The organism is Bacillus sp. B28 (assembly GCF_029536185.1).
GTDB classification, from domain to species: Bacteria; Bacillota; Bacilli; order Bacillales; family Bacillaceae; genus Bacillus; species Bacillus halotolerans.
The window spans coordinates 2036296-2054599 of sequence record NZ_CP120511.1 but is presented as its reverse complement, the minus strand read 5'-3'; the positions used below and the strand labels follow the sequence as shown (position 1 = coordinate 2054599).

The 18304-nt window shown below is 45.1% G+C and carries 15 protein-coding genes; 12 read left to right on the top strand and 3 right to left on the bottom strand.

Annotated features, from left to right (window positions below):
- The first annotated feature begins 1 nt into the window (after position 1).
- The 12 genes from fenB to P3L57_RS09925 all read left to right on the top strand — a co-directional run bounded on the left by fenB (position 2) and on the right by P3L57_RS09925 (position 15624).
- Complete coding sequence (gene fenB / locus P3L57_RS09980) at positions 2–3826, top strand: fengycin non-ribosomal peptide synthetase FenB (protein ID WP_069486619.1); 3825 nt, start codon at positions 2–4, stop codon at positions 3824–3826.
- Between the two features lie 123 nt (positions 3827–3949).
- Positions 3950–4342, top strand: coding sequence for a DUF1360 domain-containing protein (locus tag P3L57_RS09975; RefSeq protein WP_010334451.1), 393 nt, complete (start codon positions 3950–3952; stop codon positions 4340–4342).
- Between the two features lie 144 nt (positions 4343–4486).
- The gene (locus P3L57_RS09970) at positions 4487–6022 is read left to right on the top strand and encodes a glycoside hydrolase family 10-like protein (protein WP_069486618.1); all 1536 of its coding nucleotides are present in this window, start codon (positions 4487–4489) and stop codon (positions 6020–6022) included.
- 243 nt (positions 6023–6265) lie between these two features.
- On the top strand, positions 6266–6496 hold the full coding sequence (locus P3L57_RS09965; RefSeq protein ID WP_063623053.1) for a TetR/AcrR family transcriptional regulator: 231 nt from the start codon (positions 6266–6268) through the stop codon (positions 6494–6496).
- Between the two features lie 79 nt (positions 6497–6575).
- Entirely contained in the window at positions 6576–7718 is a 1143-nt protein-coding gene (locus tag P3L57_RS09960; protein ID WP_044155696.1) for an acyl-CoA dehydrogenase family protein, read from the top strand.
- Positions 7719–7759: 41 nt separating this feature from the next.
- Positions 7760–9409, top strand: coding sequence for an AMP-binding protein (locus P3L57_RS09955; RefSeq protein ID WP_069486616.1), 1650 nt, complete (start codon positions 7760–7762; stop codon positions 9407–9409).
- A 13-nt stretch (positions 9410–9422) separates the two neighbouring features.
- Positions 9423–10757, top strand: coding sequence for an acetyl-CoA carboxylase biotin carboxylase subunit (locus P3L57_RS09950; RefSeq protein WP_069486615.1), 1335 nt, complete (start codon positions 9423–9425; stop codon positions 10755–10757).
- 13 nt (positions 10758–10770) lie between these two features.
- On the top strand, positions 10771–10992 hold the full coding sequence (locus P3L57_RS09945; protein ID WP_069486614.1) for an acetyl-CoA carboxylase biotin carboxyl carrier protein subunit: 222 nt from the start codon (positions 10771–10773) through the stop codon (positions 10990–10992).
- 15 nt (positions 10993–11007) lie between these two features.
- Positions 11008–11910: a hydroxymethylglutaryl-CoA lyase gene (gene ldeG / locus P3L57_RS09940; protein WP_069486613.1), complete on the top strand. Its 903-nt coding sequence runs from the start codon at positions 11008–11010 to the stop codon at positions 11908–11910.
- 16 nt (positions 11911–11926) lie between these two features.
- Complete coding sequence (locus tag P3L57_RS09935; protein ID WP_069486612.1) at positions 11927–12709, top strand: enoyl-CoA hydratase; 783 nt, start codon at positions 11927–11929, stop codon at positions 12707–12709.
- A gap of 19 nt (positions 12710–12728) precedes the next feature.
- Positions 12729–14258: an acyl-CoA carboxylase subunit beta gene (locus P3L57_RS09930; RefSeq protein WP_069486611.1), complete on the top strand. Its 1530-nt coding sequence runs from the start codon at positions 12729–12731 to the stop codon at positions 14256–14258.
- A 166-nt stretch (positions 14259–14424) separates the two neighbouring features.
- Complete coding sequence (locus P3L57_RS09925) at positions 14425–15624, top strand: DHH family phosphoesterase (protein WP_069486610.1); 1200 nt, start codon at positions 14425–14427, stop codon at positions 15622–15624.
- A 46-nt stretch (positions 15625–15670) separates the two neighbouring features.
- On the opposite strand, the gene uptA is transcribed toward P3L57_RS09925, so the two are convergent.
- The 3 genes from uptA to P3L57_RS09910 all read right to left on the bottom strand — a co-directional run bounded on the left by uptA (position 15671) and on the right by P3L57_RS09910 (position 17699).
- Positions 15671–16267, bottom strand: a complete 597-nt coding sequence (uptA, locus tag P3L57_RS09920) for an undecaprenyl phosphate transporter UptA (RefSeq protein WP_059291718.1) — start codon at positions 16265–16267, stop codon at positions 15671–15673.
- A 73-nt stretch (positions 16268–16340) separates the two neighbouring features.
- Positions 16341–17234, bottom strand: a complete 894-nt coding sequence (gene galU / locus P3L57_RS09915) for a UTP--glucose-1-phosphate uridylyltransferase GalU (RefSeq protein WP_059291719.1) — start codon at positions 17232–17234, stop codon at positions 16341–16343.
- A 6-nt stretch (positions 17235–17240) separates the two neighbouring features.
- The gene (locus P3L57_RS09910) at positions 17241–17699 is read right to left on the bottom strand and encodes a GtrA family protein (RefSeq protein ID WP_083244472.1); all 459 of its coding nucleotides are present in this window, start codon (positions 17697–17699) and stop codon (positions 17241–17243) included.
- Positions 17700–18304 lie beyond the last annotated feature (605 nt).

Sequence of the window (18304 nt, the reverse complement as noted above, 5' to 3'; positions counted from 1 at the left end):
TATGGTTAAAACCAAAAAAATCAAGAATGTTTATCCTCTCAGTCATATGCAGGAAGGAATGCTGTTTCATTCCTTCCTCCATAAAGAGGAGGGAGCTTATGTTGAGCAGTCGCTCTTTACGATAAAAGGAAGCCTCAGCTATGAGATATTTCAGCGCAGTATTCAAGCCATCATCGACCGCCATGATATTTTCAGAACTGTATTTCTGCCGCACGTCCCCAATCTGTCGGGGCCTCGGCAGGTCGTGATGACAGAACGGAATTTCCATTTGCACACTGAGGACATTTCCAGCCTGCAAACGAATGAGCAAAATGATTATATTGAACAGTTTAAGGAGAAAGATAAGAAAAAAGGGTTTGATTTGCAAAAAGACATGCTGATGCGGATTTCTCTGCTCAAAACAGCGGAAAATGAGCATGTCTGTGTCTGGAGCCACCATCACATCTTAATGGACGGCTGGTGTCTCGGAATCATTCTGCAGGAATTTATGCAAATCTATCAATCTATCCATACAGGAAATCACCTTGCTTTGGAGCCTGTTCGTCCCTACAGCACCTATATTTCTTGGCTGACAAAACAAGACAAAGAAACGGCAGCAGACTACTGGCGTGCTTATCTGAAAAACTACAGCACCCCCTCACAGCTGCCTCGGGTGACGGACAGAGAAGCAAAAGAAGGGTATTACCGTGAAGAATTAATTTTCACTCTAAATCAAAAGCTGACGGACAAGCTGAAAGAGACCGCCAAACAAACAGGCGTCACGCTTGCCACCTTTATTCAAACGGTCTGGGGTGTCATGCTCCAGCGCTACAACCGAACGGACGATGTCGTTTTTGGCGCGGTCGTTTCAGGCAGACCATCTGAAATTCCGGGTGTTGAGTCAATGATCGGATTGTTTATCAATACAGTTCCGGTTCGTGTTAAAACAGGCAAAGAAGAAACGTTTGCAGAACTGCTCAGCCGCTGTCAACAAGATATGCTGGACGCTGAGCCGTTTACCTGCCATCCTTTATTCGATATTCAGGCAAACACCGCCTTAAAACAGGAACTGATTGACCACATTATTGTCTTTGAAAATTATCCGTTACAGCAAAAAATGGCTGACTCAGCTGATCAGATTGATTCACCTCTGCAAATAGACAATGTAAAAGTGTCTGAACAGTCAGGATACAATTTCAACCTTGTCGTTGCTCCCGGTGATGAACTCGTCATCAAGTTCAGCTATAATGCGCACGTGTATGATGCTGCCTGGATGACCTGCATCCAAAGACAGCTGACTCAAGCGTTACAAGCCGCTGCAGATCACCCTGACATTCCCGTTGCAGACTTTTCCTTTCTTGATCCGAAAGAAAAAGAGCAGATTTTAACACAATGTAACGACACTTCGACGGCATATCCGAAAAACAAAACAGTGATAGATATATTCCGCGAACAGACAGTAAAAACACCAGATCAAACAGCTCTGGTTTACGGAAATAGGTCCATTTCGTATCGTGAACTCGATCAAAAATCGGATGCACTGGCCAGAACATTGTATGAAAACGGGCTGCGCCGAAACGGAACAGCCGGTATTTTGGCTGGTCATTCTCCTGAATTCATCATTAGTGTACTGGCTGTTTTAAAAGCAGGGGGGACATACCTTCCTCTTGACGCGGAGCTTCCGCCTGAACGGATCAGCTATATGCTCAGCGAAACAAAAGCCGCTATTCTGATTGTTCAAAAAGGACTGGAGCCAAACACAGCGTTTGCAGGAACCTTTATTTCTGCAGATGCGGAGGCGATGATTGAAGAACATACGAAACCTTTGGAAATCGTCACTGGCCCGGATGATCTCGCGTACATCATGTATACTTCCGGTTCGACAGGCCGGCCTAAAGGCGTCATGATTACCAATCGCAATGTCGTGTCCCTTGTTTGCAACAGCAATTACACATCAGCTTCTGTAAATGACCGGTTTATCCTGACAGGGTCCATCAGCTTTGACGCCGTCACCTTTGAAATGTTTGGAGCGCTTTTAAAAGGAGCAACGCTGCATATCATTGATAAATCAACAATGCTGACACCAGATCGTTTTGGCGCGTATTTAATTGAAAACAACATTACTGTGCTGTTTTTGACAACCGCTCTTTTTAATCAGCTGGCACAAGCTCAAGCTGACATGTTTCACAGGCTTCATACGCTATATGTCGGAGGCGAAGCGCTGTCGCCTGAGCTTATAAATGCTGTCAGGCGCGCGTGTCCGAACCTTTCGCTTTATAATATCTATGGACCGACAGAAAACACGACGTTTTCAACCTTTTTTGAAATTAAAAGAGACTATGCCACTCCTATCCCGATCGGGAAACCGATCAGCAATTGTACCGCTTTCATCTTAGATGCAAAAGGATGTCTCTTGCCAATAGGCGTTCCCGGAGAGCTATGTGTGGGCGGTGACGGGGTGGCAAAAGGCTATTTAAACAGAGATGATGTAACAGCTGCCGTTTTTTCTCCTGATCCTTTCATACCTGGAGAAAGAATATACCGTACCGGTGATTTGGCGCGGTGGCTGCCTGATGGGAACCTAGAATATATCAGCCGGATTGACAGACAGATTAAAATTCGCGGAAAACGGATTGAACCCGCTGAAATTGAAGCGCGGCTGTTAGAAATCGAAGGGGTACGTGAAGCGGCAGTTACATTGCTGGAAACAGATGGAGAGGTGCAGCTATACACGCATTATGTTAGTGATGAAAGCAGAAACGAAAAGGAAATTCGCGCTGCATTGGCACGTGTGCTTCCTGACTACATGATTCCGCAGCGCTGGGTTCGGGTTGACCGTATGCCGCTTACCGGAAACGGAAAAATCAATCGCAGCGCACTCCCTGTTCCAGAAAACGAGTCTGAAAATCGTCAGGACCTCACACCGCCCAGAAACTGGGTCGAACAGGAATTGACGCAAATTTGGAAAAGCGTACTCGGCGTTAAAACGATCGGAATACATGATGATTTCTTCGCTCTTGGCGGACATTCACTAAAAGCGCTTCAAGTGATACACATGCTTAAACATCATCAGCATGTTGATATACCGATTGATGTCTTATTCGAAAATCCGACGATCGCCCAGCTTGCGGAAAAGCTTTATTCTAATCAGCTGTCAGCGGCCGGTGAACAGCATGTGATCCAACTGAACCAGCAAGGCGGAAAAAACCTGTTCTGCTTCCCGCCGATTTCAGGCTTCGGGATTTATTTTAAAGACCTGGCATTGCAGCTGAATCACAAAGCAGCCGTGTATGGCTTTCATTTTATTGAGGAAGACAGCCGCATCGAACAATATGTCAGCCGCATTACCGAAATACAGCCAGAAGGGCCGTACGTTCTATTAGGCTACTCCGCGGGCGGAAACTTGGCTTTTGAGGTTGTACAGGCTATGGAGCAGAAAGGATTAGAAGTCAGTGACTTCATTATCGTAGACGCCTACAAAAAGGATCAGTCTATAACAGCAGATACCGAAAACGACGACTCAGCCGCATACCTGCCGGAAGCAGTCAGAGAAACAGTGATGCAGAAAAAAAGGTGCTATCAGGAATATTGGGCTCAGTTAATAAATGAAGGCCGCATTAAATCAAACATTCATTTCATTGAAGCTGGCATTCAAACCGAAACGAGCGGGGCTATGGTATTACAGAAATGGCAAGACGCCGCTGAGGAAGGCTATGCTGAATACACCGGGTACGGCGCGCACAAAGACATGCTGGAAGGTGAATTTGCTGAAAAGAATGCAAATATTATCCTCAATATTTTAGACAAGATCAATTCAGATCAAAAAGTGCTGCCAAATAAGCATTAAACAAATACTTGCCGGACAGAAGCGTATCTCTGTCCGGTTTTCTTTTTGCAAGAGAGTCGCGCATAAGAATGGATGCAAAAAAGCGGGGAATGATAACATCATCCTTTTTCTTGGAGGGTTGTCATGGAACATCTTTCTTGGCTTACTTTTTTTATGCTGATACTGGCGAGTTACAGGCTGACACACTTAATTGTATTCGACAAAATTACAGAATTCATCCGAAAACCTTTTATGAAAAAGAAAAGAACCGTTGATGCAAACGGGCACGTGAATGAAAAAAACGTGCCGGCCTCAAACTTTGGCTATATGTTAAATTGCTACTGGTGCGCCGGCGTTTGGTGTGCCATCCTGATCGGGCTTGGCTATCTTTTTTTACCTGATATCGCTGTTCCGGTGATTTTCATATTATCGATCGCAGGCGCACAGGCCATTCTTGAATCAGCTGTCGGCGTAGGCGTAAAACTCGTAGACGTGTTAAAAAGTGTCCAAATTCTCATAAATGATAAAAAGTCCTAAAGCAGGGTAAAGAGGCTTCGGGACTTTTTTACGTTCAGCCGGTTATAAATCCGGTTTCTTCAATCCGATTAAGCACCCTTTTACAGCCCGGGAATACCGTAATAACGAATAGTGAAAGCGATGTAATGGGGGAGAAGAAACAGAATGAAGGGTTGTCAAAAGCCGATTGTACGTATTCTTGTCAGCTTGCTCATCGGAACGTTAATCATCTCCGTTCCGTATCTGGCCAAAGCACAAACGGACAGGGAACTGAGAGCCGTATGGATTGCATCCGTACTAAACCTTGATTGGCCGTCAAAAAAAGGCTTATCGATTGAGGCGCAAAAACAGGAGTATCTCAGCCTGCTAGATGACGTTCAGTCAATGAGAATGAATGCCGTCATTGTTCAAATTAAGCCGACGGCCGATGCCTTTTATCCGTCCGCTTACGGGCCTTGGTCTGAATATTTGACTGGTGTTCAAGGAAAAGACCCAGGTTATGATCCGCTCGCTTTTATGATTGAAGAAGCCCATAAACGAAATCTTGAATTTCACGCTTGGGTTAATCCTTACCGCATTACGATGAACCATACAGATCTCAATAAATTGTCTGATGATCACCCGGCAAGAAAGCATCCGGACTGGGTCGTGGCTTACGGAAAGCAGCTTTATTATAATCCCGGTATTCCTGAAGCGAGGGATTTTATCGTCGAGGGCATTGAAGAAGTCGTAAAGCATTATGACGTTGATGCCGTTCATATGGATGATTATTTTTACCCTTATAAAATAGCCGGACAGGAATTTCCTGATACCGTACAGTATGAACAATACGGGAAATACACGTTTCCCGATATTGATGACTGGCGAAGAGATAATGTAAACCAGCTTGTCAGCCAAATCAATCAAACAATCAAAGCTGAAAAACCATATGTCAAATTCGGCATCAGTCCATTCGGTGTATGGAGAAACGCAGAAGACGACCCAAGCGGATCGAATACCAAAGCAGGTGTCAGAAATTATGATGACCTTTATGCAGATACGAGACACTGGATCCAGCAAGGCGACATTGACTATATCGCCCCGCAAATTTACTGGAGCATCGGCTTCAACGCAGCCGCTTATGACGTGCTGGCTGATTGGTGGAGCAACGAGGTCAAAAACAGACCCGTTCATTTATACATCGGGCAGGCAGCCTATAAAATCAATAACAATTTTGACCCGCCTTGGTCCGACCCTGAAGAATACGCCAGACAAATTAACCTCAACCGTCAGTTGGAGCTGGTGAAAGGAAGCATGCATTTCAGCCTCAAAGACCTCAATAAAAATCCGCTCGGCATCAAAGACAGACTCATTACCGACCTGTATAGTCAGCCTGCATTGGTACCCGAAATGCCTTGGCTCGACAGCAAAGCGCCAAAAAAACCGAAACTGACCAAAGTAACCGCAGACGATAACGGAAACCTCCTGCACATACAAGACCACCCATCAAATCGAAAAACAAAGGAAACAGCCTATTATGCAATATACAGAGCTGAAGGAAAACAGGAGCAAACATTGCTGGCCACAGCAAGAAAAACAAGCGACAAGCAAACCTTCCTGGATGACACGGCAGAACCAAATAAAACATATTCGTATTATGTCACGTCCGCAGACCGGCTTCATAACGAAAGCAAGGCCTCGAAAAGAAAAATAAATCAATAGCCCGCAGAGAGACGGCTGTTTACTAGCCGTCTTTTTCAACAAATTGCATTTTTTATGAAATGAAACAAGAAACGGATTGCCGGTGCTGAATTACCTGTATTGGAAACTTCATGACGAAGTATTTGAAAACTGCGGCATCATTCCTAAACATAACATAAAAGAAAGTACATAAAATGATTAGCCATTTTGATCGAGATGATCAGAAAAAAGCGGGGGATTTATAAGAAGTATCAAGGAACTACAATGACGTTAAAATCAGTTGCCGAACAAGCAAATGTTACACAAGGAACGGTTTATTATCATTTTCGCACAAAAAAGAACCTGATGCTGGAGGTGGTTCGTCATGTGTGCGACAGTTCATGGGCAAACGTAAAGAACAATCAGCGTCCGCCAATCGAAAAGCTAAAATCAGCAAAAGCCCGAACGAATGAAAATGCTTATTATCACCGGTTAATTTTAATGCTGACGTTTTAATTTTCAGACTTCTTTTGTCAGGGAATGATTCCTGAATTCACTTAATAGGATGTTACAAAGATGTGAAGGAGGAAACCAAGTGAATTTTGAGCTGACAAAAGAACAGCAAATGGTTCGTGAAATGGTAAAGGATTTTGCAAAGAAAGAAATTGCTCCTCACGCAGAACATGTAGATCAAACGGGTGAATTCCCGATACAAACGTTTCAAAAAATGGGTGATCTCGGACTGATGGGCATCCCCTTTCCTGAGGAATATGGAGGATCAGGCGGAGATACGATTTCCTATGCCTTAGCTGTTGAAGAAATCGGCAAAGCATGCGGCAGTACAGGATTAAGCTATGCAGCTGCAGTTTCACTCGGTGCAAGCCCTCTATATTACTTCGGGACAGAAGAACAAAAACGGGCGCATTTGATTCCTCTGGCTTCCGGAAAAGCACTCGGATCATTCGGCCTGACAGAACCAAATGCCGGATCTGATGCAGGAGGCACGCAAACGAAAGCGGTGATAGATGGTGATGAATATGTGATTAACGGCGAAAAATGCTGGATCACAAATGCCAGCTATGCACGTACGGTGATTGTGACAGCAGTGACAGGCAAAAATGAGAGCGGAAATAATATCATCTCCGCATTGATTGTTCCGACTGACACACCCGGCCTTACGATAACGAGCCCGTACGATAAAATGGGCGTGCGCGGATCAAATACAGCGGAAATTTTGCTTGAAGATGTCCGTGTACCCGCAAGTTACCTGCTCGGCGACCCTTCAAAAGGATTTAAACAGTTTCTTCATACCCTAGATGGCGGACGTATTTCTATTGCCGCTCTTGCAGTCGGCATCGCCCAAGCGGCACTTGAAGCATCATTGGCATACGCGAAAGAACGAAAGCAGTTCGGACAGCCGATTTCTTCCTTTCAGGCGATTCAATTTAAACTTGCCGACATGGCGATGGAAATTGATCTGGCCCGGCAAATGGTATTAAAAGCTGCCTGGCTGAAAGATCATAAGCGCCCGTTTACGAAAGAAGCGGCTTATGCCAAGCTGTTTGCATCTGAAATGGCAACAAGGGCATGCAACCAAGCGATTCAAATTCACGGCGGTTCCGGCTACATGAGAGAATATGCGGTTGAACGGATGCTGCGGGATGCAAAATTGATGGAAATTGGAGAAGGCACATCAGAAATACAGCGTATCGTGATCGCCAGACAGCTTCTGAAATAAAATGTAAACGCTTTCTGATCTCGTGAAAGGAGGACCGTCACATGTCCGAACTCATCCATTGCACAATCGGCAGGCTGCTGGAACAAACGGCAGCAGCCTATCCTGATCAAGAAGCGGTTGTCTATCCCGACCGGAATCTTCGCTACACGTACGTGCAATTCAACAGGCTGTGCCGCCAAACCGCTAAAGGGCTCATGGGGATGGGGATTGGAAAGGGAGACCACGTGGCCATATGGGCCTCGAATATACCTGAATGGCTTGCTGCTCAATTCGCCACCGCAAAAATCGGGGCCGTGCTCGTTACCGTAAATACAAATTACCAATCCCAAGAGCTTGATTACTTGCTGAGACAATCAGATGCGGATGCACTTATCGTCATGAATTCATATCGCGGCACTTCTTATACTGAGATCCTGAACAGCTTAATTCCCGAGCTGAAGGAAGCAGAGCCCGGGCATCTGCAATCAGAACGCTATCCGTGTTTAAAAACATTGATTTATATCGGTGAAAAACGTTTACCTGGTATGTATCATTGGGACGATACAGAGATGTTGGCACAGTCAGTGTCAGATGCCGAGCTGGAAGCAAGAATGAGCAGCCTTGAAAAAGATGATGTCATTAACATGCAATACACGTCAGGAACGACAGGATTTCCTAAAGGAGTGATGCTGACTCATTTTAATGTCATCAACAACGCCGCAAATATCGCTGAATGTATGAAATTAACCTCATCTGACCGCATGTGCATCCCGGTTCCGTTTTTCCATTGCTTCGGCTGCGTGCTTGGCGTTTTGGCATGTGTGTCCGTCGGAGCAGCCATGGTACCTGTTGTAGAATTTGAACCTGCCACAGTCCTTACAACGGTTGAAAACGAGACATGCACAGCACTGCACGGTGTTCCGACGATGTTTATCGCGGAGCTTCATCTTCAAGATTTTGATTCTTATGATCTGTCATCTTTGCGAACAGGCATCATGGCAGGATCATCCTGTCCGAGTGAGGTGATGAAAGCTGTCATTGAAAAAATGGGCATGACAGACATCACAATCGCCTACGGACAAACGGAAGCTTCGCCGGTGATCACACAAACAAGAGCTAATGATTCCTTCCAAAGAAGAGTGGAAACAACCGGCCGAGCCTTGCCAGAGGTCGAAGTGAAAATTGTGGAGCCCGGCACGTTTAATGAGGTTCAAAGAGGCGTACAGGGAGAGCTTTGCACTCGCGGCTATCATGTGATGAAGGGCTATTATAAAGACGAAGAAGCTACCCAAAAGGCAATCAACCCAGAAGGATGGCTATTTACCGGTGATCTCGCTGTGATGGATGAAGACGGATACTGCCGCGTCACCGGGAGATTAAAAGACATGCTCATCAGAGGCGGTGAAAACGTTTATCCGAGAGAAATAGAAGAATTTTTATACCGTCATCCTAATATTTTAGATGTACAGGTAGTTGGTGTGCCTGACGAAAAATACGGGGAGGAGGCAGCTGCCTGGATTAAGCTGAAAGAGGGAAAAACAGCTTCACCCGAAGAGCTGAAAGCCTATTGCAAAGGGAAAATCGCCCGCCACAAAATTCCGCGCTATTTCATCTTTACAGACGAGTATCCTATGACGGCCTCAGGCAAAATTCAAAAATATAAGCTGCGTGAAAAAACGATTCAGCTGTTTCGCTTACCATCAAGTCAATGAGGGGTGATTTCATTTGTTTAGAAAAGTGCTGATTGCCAATCGCGGAGAAATCGCAATGAGAATCATACGTACGTGCAGCCGCCTTGGGATCAAAACGGCAGCGGTATATTCTGAAGCAGACAGAGATGCGCTCCATACAAAGGCAGCAACAGAGGCTTATTATATCGGAGAATCGAGAGTCAGTGAGAGCTATTTAAATATTGAGAGAATCATAGAGGCGGCGAAAAAGGCAAATGCCGACGCCATCCATCCGGGATATGGATTATTGTCAGAAAACAGCCGTTTCGCGCAACGCTGCAAAGAAGAAAACATTGTATTTATCGGTCCTTCACCCGCTGTGATTGCCAAAATGGGAAGTAAGATTAAAGCACGAAAGGCAATGGAGGAGGCAGGTGTTCCTGTAGTGCCGGGTGTTTCCGAATCCCTTGGAGATATTCAGGCAGCCTGCCTCGCCGCGAGTGAAATCGGCTACCCCGTTATGCTGAAAGCTTCAGCAGGGGGAGGAGGCATCGGAATGCAGCTCGTTCCTGACGAAGAAGCATTGATAAAGGCGTATGAAGGAAACAAAAAGCGAGCAGCAGATTTTTTCGGAGACGGCTCCATGTATATAGAAAAGGTGATTGAACACGCCCGCCACATCGAAATTCAAATTCTTGCAGATCACCATGGGCATGCTGTGCATCTGTTTGAACGTGATTGTTCTGTCCAGAGACGCCACCAAAAGGTCATTGAAGAAGCCCCATCTCCATTTGTTGATGATGAGCTGAGAATGAAGATAGGAGAAACGGCAGTGAAAGCAGCCAAAGCGATCGGCTATGCCAATGCGGGAACGATCGAATTTTTAGTCGATGAGAATAAAAACTTTTATTTTCTGGAAATGAATACGAGATTGCAGGTAGAACATCCCGTGACTGAAGAAATTACAGGTTTAGATTTAGTTGAGCAGCAATTAAGGGTTGCGGAGGGACAGACTCTCAGATTCTCTCAGCAGGACATAAAACGAAACGGGCATGCCATAGAGGTCAGAATATATGCGGAAGATCCGAAAACCTTCTATCCGTCACCGGGAACAATCACCGCTTTTTCTCTCCCGGAACAATATGGAGTCCGACACGAATGTGCAGTAGCAACAGGGAGCGCAGTTACGCCTTTTTACGATCCGATGATCGCCAAAATGATCGTCAAAGGCCCAAACAGAGAGGAAGCGATTGAGAGGCTAAAGGAGGCGCTCCGTGACTATCGGATAGAAGGCATCAAAACGAATATTCCGCTTCTCTTACAGGCTGCTTCATCAGAAGCATTCAAAAAAGGAGACGTCACGACTGATTTTTTGAAAAACAACTTATAAGGAGGAAGCTGTCATGACGATACACATTCAAATGGCAGGGAACCTGTGGAAGGTGCATGTCAAAGCCGGAGACCACATTGAAAAAGGCCAGGAAGTCGCCATTTTAGAATCAATGAAAATGGAAATCCCGATTGTTGCAGAGAGAAGCGGAACAGTCAAAGAAGTGAAAAAAAAGGAAGGTGATTTCGTGAATGAAGGTGATGTGCTGCTCGAACTGAACGATCCAACTCAATAATCGGGGAGGCTTACCATGTCCTATCCTAAAAAAGCCATGTTAAGAGAAGTCGGCCCGCGGGACGGCTTGCAAAACGAACCGGTGTGGCTTGCAACAGAAGACAAAATCGCTTGGATCAACCAGCTTTCCCAGACAGGACTCTCCTATATCGAAATAACATCCTTCGTTCATCCAAAGTGGATTCCCGCGCTTCGAGATGCTCTAGATGTGGCAAAAGGCATCAGCCGGGTAAAAGGCGTCACGTACGCAGCACTTGTCCCTAATCAAAAGGGACTGGAGAATGCGCTGGAAGGGGGTATTGACGAAGCTTCTGTCTTTATGTCCGCAAGCGAAACACACAACGTAAAAAACATCAACAAATCCACTGCTGACACTCTCCAAGTTCTCAAACAAGTAACAGACGACGCAAAAAAAGGAAATCTTACAGTAAGAGCCTATCTCTCCACAGTTTTCGGCTGTCCGTATGAAAAACATGTACCGATCGAACAAGTGATTCGCCTTGCAGAATCTTTATTTGATTTCGGAATTTCTGAACTATCGCTTGGAGATACGATCGGCGCCGCAAATCCTGTACAGGTTGAAATCATACTTGAAGCGCTTTTGAAACGATTCCCGGCAAGCCAGCTCGCCCTCCACTTTCATGATACAAGGGGAACGGCTCTCGCCAACATTCTCACCGCTCTGCAAATGGGCATCACCACATTTGACGGTTCAACGGGCGGGCTTGGCGGCTGCCCATATGCTCCAGGTTCATCGGGAAATGCTGCGACAGAAGATATGGTGTACATGCTTGATCAAATGGGAATTGAAACAAACGTAAAGCTCGCCAAGTTGCTTCCAGCAGCCAAATGGATCGAGGAGAAAATCGGGAAACATCTTCCGAGCCGAAATTTACAGGTGTATAAATCATCTTTATAAAAGAAAGGAAATACCAATGGGAGAATCTATTCTTTTCACTGCAAAAACAGAACATATTACTGTCATCACCCTTAACAGGCCCCATGCGGCAAATGCCCTTTCGGCAGAAATGCTTAGAGACCTGCAATCCACTCTCCAAGAAGTCGAATTCAACACGAAAATCCGCTGCGTCATCCTGACAGGCGCCGGTGAAAAAGCATTCTGTGCGGGAGCAGACTTGAAAGAAAGAATAAAAATGAAACAAGATCAGGTTCTCAAAAGTGTTTCCCTCATTCACAGAACCGCTGCTTTACTCGAAGCCTTGCCGCAGCCGGTGATAGCAGCCATAAACGGAAGTGCTTTAGGGGGCGGGCTTGAATTGGCATTGGCATGCGACATCCGAATAGCAGCCGAGAACGCTACGTTAGGCCTTCCGGAAACGGCTTTAGCCATTATCCCGGGCGCAGGAGGGACACAAAGACTTCCGCGTCTGATCGGCAGAGGAAAAGCAAAAGAACTCATTTATACAGGCAGACGCATAACCGCACATGAAGCCAAAGAGATAAACCTTGTAGAGCATGTTACGGCTTCTTGTGAGCTTATGGCGAAAGCAGAGGAACTGGCAGAAGCCATTTCAGCTAACGGACCAATTGCCGTCCGCCAGGCTAAATTCGCGATCAATAAAGGATTGGAAACAAACCTTGCAACGGGATTATCAATTGAACAAAAAGCATATGAACACACGATCCCGACAAAGGACAGGACAGAGGGACTTCAAGCCTTTCAAGAAAAAAGACGTGCCGTATACACGGGAGAATAAAGATCGGAGGGAACGCCTTATGGATTATGAAAAAGAACGAACAGAACGGGCGGAAAGAATACAAAAAGGCGGAGCGGAGAAGTATCATCGCAGCAACCAAGAAAAAGGCAAGCTCTTTGTTAGAGAGCGGCTTGCCCTTTTATTTGACGATGACATCGAGCTCGAGGACGCTTTTTTTGCAGAATGTATGTCAGACGGGCTTCCCGCCGACGGAGTCGTAACCGCCATCGGTAAAATCGGCGGCCAAACCGTCTGCGCCATGGCAAATGATTCTACAGTGAAAGCAGGCTCCTGGGGAGCAAAAACAGTTGAAAAAATCATCAGAATACAAGAAACAGCAGAAAAATTAAACTGTCCGCTCATTTATTTAGTCGATTCGGCAGGCGCCAGAATCACCGACCAGGTCAATGTATTTCCGGGCAGAAGAGGCGCAGGGAGAATTTTTTACAATCAGGTCAAATTGTCAGGGCGCATTCCCCAAATCTGCCTTCTATTCGGCCCGTCCGCAGCTGGGGGTGCGTATATTCCTGCCTTCTGCGATATTGTCGTCATGGTAGACGGTAACGCATCTATGTATTTAGGCTCGCCGCGGATGGCAGAAATGGTGATCGGCGAAAAGGTGTCACTTGAAGAGATGGGAGGCGCCCGCATGCATTGTTCAGTTTCCGGCTGCGGAGATATTCTCGCAGAAACTGAACAAGAAGCCATTCACTTGGCACGCTCATATTTATCTTACTTTCCGGCAAATTATAAAGAAAGAGCGCCTGTACAAGAAAAACGGCCACCAAAGCCCTTTGAGATACCGCTTTCCGACGTTATTCCGCAAAACCAAAATGCACCTTTTAATATGTTTGAGCTGATCGATCGTGTAATAGATGAAGGCTCTTTTTTTGAAATCAAAGCTTTATTCGCACCGGAAATCATTACAGGTCTTGCAAGGATTCACGGACAGCCTGTCGGAATTATCGCGAATCAGCCAAAAGTAAAAGGCGGTGTCTTATTCCACGATTCAGCGGACAAAGCCGCTAAATTTATCACATTATGCGACGCCTTTCATATTCCATTGCTGTTCTTAGCGGACATTCCCGGCTTTATGATCGGCACAAAGGTAGAACAGGCCGGAATTATCCGTCATGGAGCCAAAATGATTTCAGCGATGTCAGAAGCAACCGTCCCCAAGCTTTCTGTAATTGTCAGAAAAGCCTATGGAGCGGGGTTATATGCTATGGCCGGACCGGCTTTCGAACCGGATTGCTGCATAGCGCTTCCAACCGCACAAATCGCCGTAATGGGCCCTGAAGCAGCCGTAAACGCTGTCTACGCCAAAAAAATCTCCGAGCTGCCGAAAGAAGAGAGGGCTCAATTTATCAGCAGCAAACGGGAGGAGTACAAAGAGGACATCAATATATACCGCTTGGCTTCAGAGATGATCATTGACGCGGTAATCCCAGCCAATTCATTGCGCGGGGAATTGCACAAACGGCTTATGGCGTACATGACAAAGGAAATAACATTCACCAATCGAAAACATCCGGTTTATCCAGTTTAAAAGGAAGTACCAGGAGCGTGAATAAGCGCTCTTTTGTTATTTTATATAATTTTATTATGTAAACTAATCAACTGTGCATAAAACCCTCTGTTTTTTACAATAGTAAATATAGGCTGCCGCACATCTATAGCGGCAATCTCCAGTATGATAAAAAGGGGCCTTTATTATGTACCATTTATATTCACATAACGACTTGGACGGAGTAGGGTGCGGGATCGTTGCGAAATTGGCTTTCGGGAAAGAAGTTGAGGTCCGTTATAACTCTGTCAACGGCTTAAATGCTCAAGTCCAATACTTCTTAGAAAAAGCAAAAGAGAGCAGCAGACACGATGCCTTATTTATTACGGATCTGGCTGTCAATGAAGAAAATGAAAAGAGGCTGAACGAGTATGTCCATGCGGGCGGAAAAGTGAAACTGATTGACCACCATAAAACAGCCCTTCATTTGAATGAGCATGAGTGGGGATTTGTCCAGGTGGAATACGATGACGGACGTCTTGCATCGGCCACATCTCTTTTATACGACTATTTTGTCCAAAATGATCTGATGAAGCCGACAAACGCCTTAGATCAATTTACAGAGCTCATCCGCCAATACGACACTTGGGAATGGGAGCAGTACGATCAAAAACAGGCAAAGCGGCTCAATGACCTTTTCTTTTTGCTTTCAATCGATGAATTTGAACAAAAAATGATTCAGCGGCTTTCTGCCCATGACGAATTCTTCTTTGATGAATTTGAAGTGAAACTGCTTGATTTAGAAGAAGAGAAAATCGAGCGCTACCTTCGCAGGAAAAAAAGAGAAATGGTGCAAACCTTTGTTCACGAACACTGTGTAGGTATCGTTCACGCAGAATCGTACCATTCTGAACTCGGAAACAGACTCGGAAAAGACAATCCGCATCTTGATTACATTGCCATTTTAAGCATGGGATCAAAACGAGCCAGCTTGCGTACCATTCATGATTACATTGATGTTTCAGAAGTAGCAGGCCGGTACGGAGGCGGGGGGCATGCGAAGGCTTCAGGCTGTTCCATAACGGACGAAGTATACGATTTGTTTGTAGCTGAAGCATTCCGAATGGAACCGGTCCGCCCAGATGCATTCCGTAATTTCTATAATCTGAAAGGGTCGGCAAACGGCTCATTATACGAAAATCGCGAACAAATGAGATTCTTCCTGTTTCCTTTGGACAACGCATGGAACATTCAAATTAACGGGGAGACACAGGACGAAACCTTCGCGGCTTTTGAGGAAGCAGAATGGTTTATTAAAAGGAATTACGCGGCATCTCTTGTACGGGATGAAGTGTTTGTCGCATTTTTAGCGGAACATATGAAGCTTTCAAATCATCATCGAAAATAACAAAAAATATGCATAGGGGAGAGTCCTCCCTATGCATATCCATAAGCTATCGTTTAAAAATGGCTGTGCGTTTTTTTATGACAAAATAAAGTGCAATGACCACTATAGCCAGTATCATAATCGGTGTTGTATAAGTGCCTGCAATGTTCTCAACGTCATCCCACTGGCTTCCGAGCCGAATGCCTAAATAAACAAACAGGATAGACCACGGAATGATAGCAAGTACAGTCAGTACCACAAATTTGAGAAACGGCATTTTTGCAATGCCTGCGGGAATTGATATCGCATGTCTGACAACCGGTATAAAACGTGCCGAGAAGACAACTCCCGTACCATACTTTTGAAACCAGTTTTCTGACATGTCAATGTGATGCTTTTTAATCAATAAGTACTTCCCGTATTTGTCCAAAAACGGCCTGCCGCCATAGCGTCCGATCCAATAAATAAAGATCTGGGCAATGGTGCCCCCGATAACCCCCGCAATGATGGCGCCGATAAATCCAATCGTGCCTTCCGATACCATATAGCCGCCATAGGCCAATACAATTTCACTCGGTATGATTTCGATCATCAACCCAATTGCAATGCCCGCATATCCCATATTCGTCAGCCAAGTTAAAATTTCGCTTATCAAACTGCCCACATTCTTCACAACCTGTCCTTATCTTTTTCACTATTATATGACTGATTGACGAGCAAGATGGTTACAAATTTTTTTATCGCAGCACTTCTTTTGTTTCCCGTTTGAGCACTTCTTCTAAATAAGCTAAAAGCTGAGATCTCATTTCAGGACGCATTAAGCCGATTTCAGTGCTTGCTTTAAAACAGCCCAATTTATCGCCAATGTCATATCGTTTTCCTTCCAGAAGCCGCGCATGAATAGGCTGGGTACGGCAAACCTCACGAAGTGCATCTGTTAATTGAATCTCATTGCCTGCGCCTCTCCCGATCGACTTCAAAATAGGGAAGATAGAAGGATTCAGTACATATCGTCCCATCACTGCAATTTCGGAAGGGGCTTCTTCCGGAGACGGCTTTTCAACTAAATCGTTCACTTCATACACATGGCCTTGAGAGCCTGATGTCTGAATAATGCCATATTTGCTGACATCCTCAGGGAGAACAGGCTGTACGCCGACAACCTCTGTGCCATAAGCGGCATATACATCCATTAATTGCCGAAGAGCCGGCTTTTCAGACACCATAATATCATCACCTAATAGAACGGCAAAAGGCTCATCTCCGATAAAATGCTCCGCACACAGCACCGCATGACCTAAGCCGAGCGGTTCTTTCTGGCGGATATAATGTATGTTGGCCAAATCAGCAATCTGCTGCATTTCCTTAAGCGTCTCCGTCTTGCCTTTTTCCCGCAGATTGAATTCCAATTCCGCCGACCGGTCAAAATGATCTTCAATCGAGCGTTTGTTTCTCCCTGTAATAATCAGTATATCTTCAATTCCTGACTCTACGGCCTCTTCTACAATGTATTGAATGGCTGGTTTGTCGACGATCGGGAGCATTTCTTTCGGCTGCGCCTTTGTCGCCGGCAGAAATCTCGTTCCTAAACCCGCTGCGGGAATGACCGCTTTTCTCACTTTTTTTCTCATTCATCTTCACTCCTGATCCTGTATGTTTTTCAGCGAATCTCCAAATACCCAGACTCGGTTTCCGATAAAATTCATCATCATTCCGCCGATAGTGGCGGCGAGCTTACTCACCAAAAGCGAACAGCCGCCTTTTTGAAACAAATAAAGCAGCAAAAGGGTGATCCCCGACGCTGCAATATTAATCATGAGAAAGCGCACGATCTCTTTTCCGTCAGCCTTACGTTTTACACGAAACGTCCAATTCCGGTTCCACACATAGCTATTGATGATACCTGCCGAATAGGAGCAGATCTGTGCCGGCAGATAAGGGACATGACAAGCGGTGAGAAGAAAGAAGACACCAAAATCTATCAGCGTATTGCCGACGCCCACGGTACAAAAACGGCCTAATGTCTTTATTTTTTCTTTCAGCATAACGGCACTCAGTTTTGACCTCCCTTCATAAAAGATGCATATGGCTGTCATATTTGTTGATATGGATTACTTTAGCGGACAGTGTTGAATAAACAATTAATAAAATATGAACAAAACATGAAAAAGTAATGAGGCCTTGCAGATTCATTAAGTTAACATTTTGCTAGGAATTTTAATGTTCTGTATAAGTGTTAACTTTTAATCATTTTTTTCAAGATGGGAGAGGACGTCATCTTCCAGGTCGTTCCCCAAAAACATCTGCTGTCAGGGAAGGAGAAAGAGATCGCTGCTTGAGCAGCGACAAAGCAAAAGGCGCCACAGGTCATGGACGGCGGGAATACTGCTCAATAGTTCTTATGCTCTTGAAAAAAACAGCCGCTCTGAACGCGGCTGTTTTATTGTGCCTGAAAACTTTGTTCACAGAAAGATGACAAAATATGACGGATTTCGAAAGGGGAATGCGGAATGATAAAGAAGTGTCTTACAAAGAAGAGAACAATGGAAAAAAGAATCAGCAGAAGAAGTTGTCAAAATTCAATAGATTGAGAAGTTCCGCGCGCAACATCTATAATCAGCCACAATCAATTTACAATCCTTCACAAATATACAAATTAACATTTACAATAAAAAAGAAAATATGTAATTTCCGACACAAT

Bases quoted from the DNA above. Each gene is read 5' to 3' on its own strand.
- P3L57_RS09910 (WP_083244472.1), bottom strand. From the start codon at position 17,699: ATGACAGCCATATGCATCTTTTATGAAGGGAGGTCAAAACTGAGTGCC.
- P3L57_RS09955 (WP_069486616.1), top strand. From the start codon at position 7,760: ATGTCCGAACTCATCCATTGCACAATCGGCAGGCTGCTGGAACAAACG.
- P3L57_RS09930 (WP_069486611.1), top strand. From the start codon at position 12,729: ATGGATTATGAAAAAGAACGAACAGAACGGGCGGAAAGAATACAAAAA.
- ldeG (WP_069486613.1), top strand. From the start codon at position 11,008: ATGTCCTATCCTAAAAAAGCCATGTTAAGAGAAGTCGGCCCGCGGGAC.
- P3L57_RS09965 (WP_063623053.1), top strand. From the start codon at position 6,266: ATGACGTTAAAATCAGTTGCCGAACAAGCAAATGTTACACAAGGAACG.
- galU (WP_059291719.1), bottom strand. From the start codon at position 17,234: ATGAGAAAAAAAGTGAGAAAAGCGGTCATTCCCGCAGCGGGTTTAGGA.
- P3L57_RS09975 (WP_010334451.1), top strand. From the start codon at position 3,950: ATGGAACATCTTTCTTGGCTTACTTTTTTTATGCTGATACTGGCGAGT.
- P3L57_RS09970 (WP_069486618.1), top strand. From the start codon at position 4,487: ATGAAGGGTTGTCAAAAGCCGATTGTACGTATTCTTGTCAGCTTGCTC.
- P3L57_RS09925 (WP_069486610.1), top strand. From the start codon at position 14,425: ATGTACCATTTATATTCACATAACGACTTGGACGGAGTAGGGTGCGGG.
- fenB (WP_069486619.1), top strand. From the start codon at position 2: ATGGTTAAAACCAAAAAAATCAAGAATGTTTATCCTCTCAGTCATATG.
- P3L57_RS09945 (WP_069486614.1), top strand. From the start codon at position 10,771: ATGACGATACACATTCAAATGGCAGGGAACCTGTGGAAGGTGCATGTC.
- P3L57_RS09935 (WP_069486612.1), top strand. From the start codon at position 11,927: ATGGGAGAATCTATTCTTTTCACTGCAAAAACAGAACATATTACTGTC.